Annotated in this window: 5 protein-coding genes; 1 reads left to right on the top strand and 4 read right to left on the bottom strand. The window is 39.5% G+C overall.

The window, feature by feature from the left end:
- Nucleotides 1–520: type I methionyl aminopeptidase (gene map / locus ABD873_RS12600; RefSeq protein ID WP_345068177.1), on the bottom strand; the 520-nt coding region annotated here is incomplete at its 3' end.
- Between the two features lie 159 nt (nucleotides 521–679).
- A complete protein-coding gene (locus ABD873_RS12595; RefSeq protein WP_345068834.1) occupies nucleotides 680–1735 on the bottom strand; it encodes an NAD(P)/FAD-dependent oxidoreductase in 1056 nt (351 codons plus the stop codon).
- A gap of 97 nt (nucleotides 1736–1832) precedes the next feature.
- On the opposite strand from ABD873_RS12595, the gene ABD873_RS12590 reads away from it, so the two are divergent.
- On the top strand, nucleotides 1833–2216 hold the full coding sequence (locus ABD873_RS12590; RefSeq protein WP_345068832.1) for a Fur family transcriptional regulator: 384 nt from the start codon (nucleotides 1833–1835) through the stop codon (nucleotides 2214–2216).
- A gap of 14 nt (nucleotides 2217–2230) precedes the next feature.
- Here the strand turns inward: ABD873_RS12590 and ABD873_RS12585 are convergent, their stop codons facing one another.
- Together ABD873_RS12585 and ABD873_RS12580 are read right to left on the bottom strand one after the other, a co-directional pair.
- On the bottom strand, nucleotides 2231–2545 hold the full coding sequence (locus ABD873_RS12585) for a DUF3817 domain-containing protein (RefSeq protein WP_345068830.1): 315 nt from the start codon (nucleotides 2543–2545) through the stop codon (nucleotides 2231–2233).
- Nucleotides 2545–2841, bottom strand: a complete 297-nt coding sequence (locus ABD873_RS12580; RefSeq protein ID WP_345068827.1) for a hypothetical protein — start codon at nucleotides 2839–2841, stop codon at nucleotides 2545–2547. The genes ABD873_RS12585 and ABD873_RS12580 overlap by 1 nt, the downstream gene beginning before the upstream one ends.
- Nucleotides 2842–3115 lie beyond the last annotated feature (274 nt).

Raw genomic sequence — 3115 nt, 5'->3', positions numbered from 1 at the left:
AACTCCTTCCGATGCCGTGTCCACCCAAATTTTTAACAACCTTGAAGCCTCTTTTTTTTGCTTCGGTTTCCATGATGTGTCCGATTTCTGAAATTTTTACGCCACCCTTAATATTACGGATGGCTTTTTGCAGGATTTCTTTGGATGCATCCACCAATTTTTGATGTTGGTTGACGTCTTCTCCAAGTACGAATGAGCCTCCGTTGTCCGACCAAAAGCCGTCGAGTTCGGCGGAAACGTCAATGTTCACCAAATCGCCCTCTTTCAGTATTCTTTTCTCGGACGGAATGCCGTGGCAAAACTCATTGTCCACACTGATACAAGTCCAACCTGGAAAACCATAAGTCAGATACGGTGCGGATTTTGCTCCGAAGCCTGAAAGTATTTTTGCCCCGAAGTCGTCTAATTCTTTGGTTGTCATTCCCGGTTTTGCATAGTTGCGCATTTCCTTCAATGTGTAAGCAACCGCTTCGCTCACTTTTTGCATTCCGGTTAATTCTGATTCTTTCGTTATGGACATTTTTATTTGAATTAATATGATTTCTAAAAATTCGCAGCTTTGGGAAGCAGCGGAGATAGAAACACAAAGCCTCAGTTTGTCACTACCTTAGCATAAGCCGTTTGCTAATTTATAAAAAAAGAAGTAAATGAAGTTATAATAGTACTACACTTTCAACTATTATCCCAATGCCAATCTACCTTTTTCATTCACTTCCTTGACGATTTTATCCATTAAAATTTTTCTTCTGTCAAACGGTGATTCACCATCGCTCCGGTTATATTTCCACTTGAAAACCGCATTGGCCACCGAACGCAATGGATTGATATTGTCACCACAAGCATAGACGCCGTGAACAGTTGTCTGTTGAAACATATCTACTTTTATCAGTCCCGTTTCTGTAATTTCGCATCCTAAATCCAGTGGAATTTTGCAATGTTGTTCAAATGGAATTGCGGCATAGGCTGCATCAAAGTTTTCTTGCGTTCCGTCTTCAAAAATCAACGCAGTAATATTCCCGTTTTGATGTTTGATTTCTTCTATTTCTTTCTCGATAATATTGATTTGATGGTTTTTTAGTTTGACAGATTGTTCTTCCGTGAAATCCGCTTTACCTCTTGTTACAATCGTGATTTTATCGGTCAGATTATTGACTAATGAAGCAACGTGAAAAGCCCGATCGCCATTGGCAATGACGGCTGTTTTAGCTCCTTTAAATTCATAACCGTGACAGTAGGGGCAATGAATAACGGTTTTGCCCCAGCATTCTTCAAAACCCTTTATATCGGGGAAAATATCTTTTACACCGGTTGCAAAAATTAGTTTTTTGGCCGAAAATCTTTCACCGGACTCTACGGCAATTTCAAAACCGTTTTCGGTTTTCTTTCCTTCAGCAGCATAGCCTTCAAGGAATTTCACGGTATCGTATTTCAATACTTGTTCTTTGGCTTTTGTCGCAATTTCTCCCGGGACGGAACCGTCCTGCGTGATAAAGTTATGCGAGTGTGGGGTATAACGATTACAGGGTTTCCCGCTGTCTATAATAAGTACATTTTTTAACGAACGCCCCAAGGCCATTGCCGCTGAAAGTCCGGCATAGCTGCCGCCTATGATGATTACATCGAATTGTTTTTTGTCTGTCATACTATTATCTTTTGAAAAGGTTATCAATGGAAAAGGCATTGCCAATGCCGTTAAAGCAAAGCCACACTGTTTTATAAGCTCTCGTCTTGTCATTCTTTTTGGGCAAAGGTAATAATAAAATAATTAATGCGACAGTGTTGCATTTAGTTAATGCAAATTTTTTGCATTAATTTTGTGCAATATGCTTAAAATGAAAAGAAGAAATACTCCCTCCAAAGATGCAGTTCTTGAGCTATTGACCCGAACAGGGAAGGCGATGAGTCGTGATGCAATTGAAAAGAACATTGATGTAGCAATTGACAGGGCTACGATTTACAGAATACTGAACCGCTTTTGCGAAGACGGCCAAGTGCATAAAATCGTGGCGGAAGATGGTAAACAATATTTTGCAGTTTGCATTAAATGTGATGATAAGGCTTTTCCCCAAAATCATTTTCATTTTCGGTGTAAGAAGTGCAATACCATAGAATGCCTGCCACAGGCAGTTCATTTTTCCGTACCTGAAGGATATCATGTCGAAAGCATAAATTGTGTACTTACAGGAATTTGTAAAGATTGTGCGAAGGTAACTTGAAACATTTGTCTGCTTCATTCCTTGTCGATTTTACGAAGTATTTTATAGTCAATATAAAACGTACCAAAAGGAATAAAACAAGCAACAAGAATCTTCCAGGTAATCTCTTTAAATTTCCACTGTTGTTCTACTCCTACACGCAACGCATTAAACACAAACAGCAGGAAAAGTGCGCCGTGAATGGGGCCAAGTGACTTTGACAAGCCAGGAATATCCCAAACGTACTTCAAGGGTACAGCAATAAAAACCAAGACAATTAATGATATGCCCTCTAATATGGCAAGGATTCGTAAACGTCCGATAGATGTGTTGAAAAGTTTCTTCATCATTAAAATATTCTGAAATAAGGTCTGCCTGATAAGGGTGAAAACGGCCAGGGAATGGCTACGAAAATGAGGATTAATCCAATGGTAAACCAAACGAACATTGTTTTAAATTTCTTCTTGTCCGTTTGCTGTCGCTTTGCCTTTGCCGAGCCGATTGTTACCACCACAATAGCAGTTAGCATTAAAACAATATGAATTAAACCGTAAAAAGTCAGTTCTAAGTTTTGAAAACTACTTTCCTTTTCTTTCCAAAAATATTTGACCAGTGGGCTCTTCGTATATAGGATGATGCCAATCATTAGTTGAATATGCGCAACCGTAGCCGTCCAGTGTCGAAAAGCGTTGTCCGTTTTTGAAAAAGACCTGTCATTGACCAAGCCGACAAAGGCCCTGTAAATAGAATACAGTATAAAGACTAGTACAAGCCAACGAATCAAAGAGTGAAAGACTAATAAAGTGGAATACATTTATGCCGTAATTGTTTTTTGTTTTTTGAATACGTTCCAAATGGTAGGTGCACCAAAGAAGAACCAGATTGCCAGAACCGCATCGCACACGGCACAACCGGCGGAC

Source organism: Sphingobacterium thermophilum, from assembly GCF_039541675.1.
Taxonomy (GTDB): domain Bacteria; phylum Bacteroidota; class Bacteroidia; order Sphingobacteriales; family Sphingobacteriaceae; genus Sphingobacterium; species Sphingobacterium thermophilum.
This window is presented reverse-complemented; position numbering and strand designations above follow the sequence as displayed.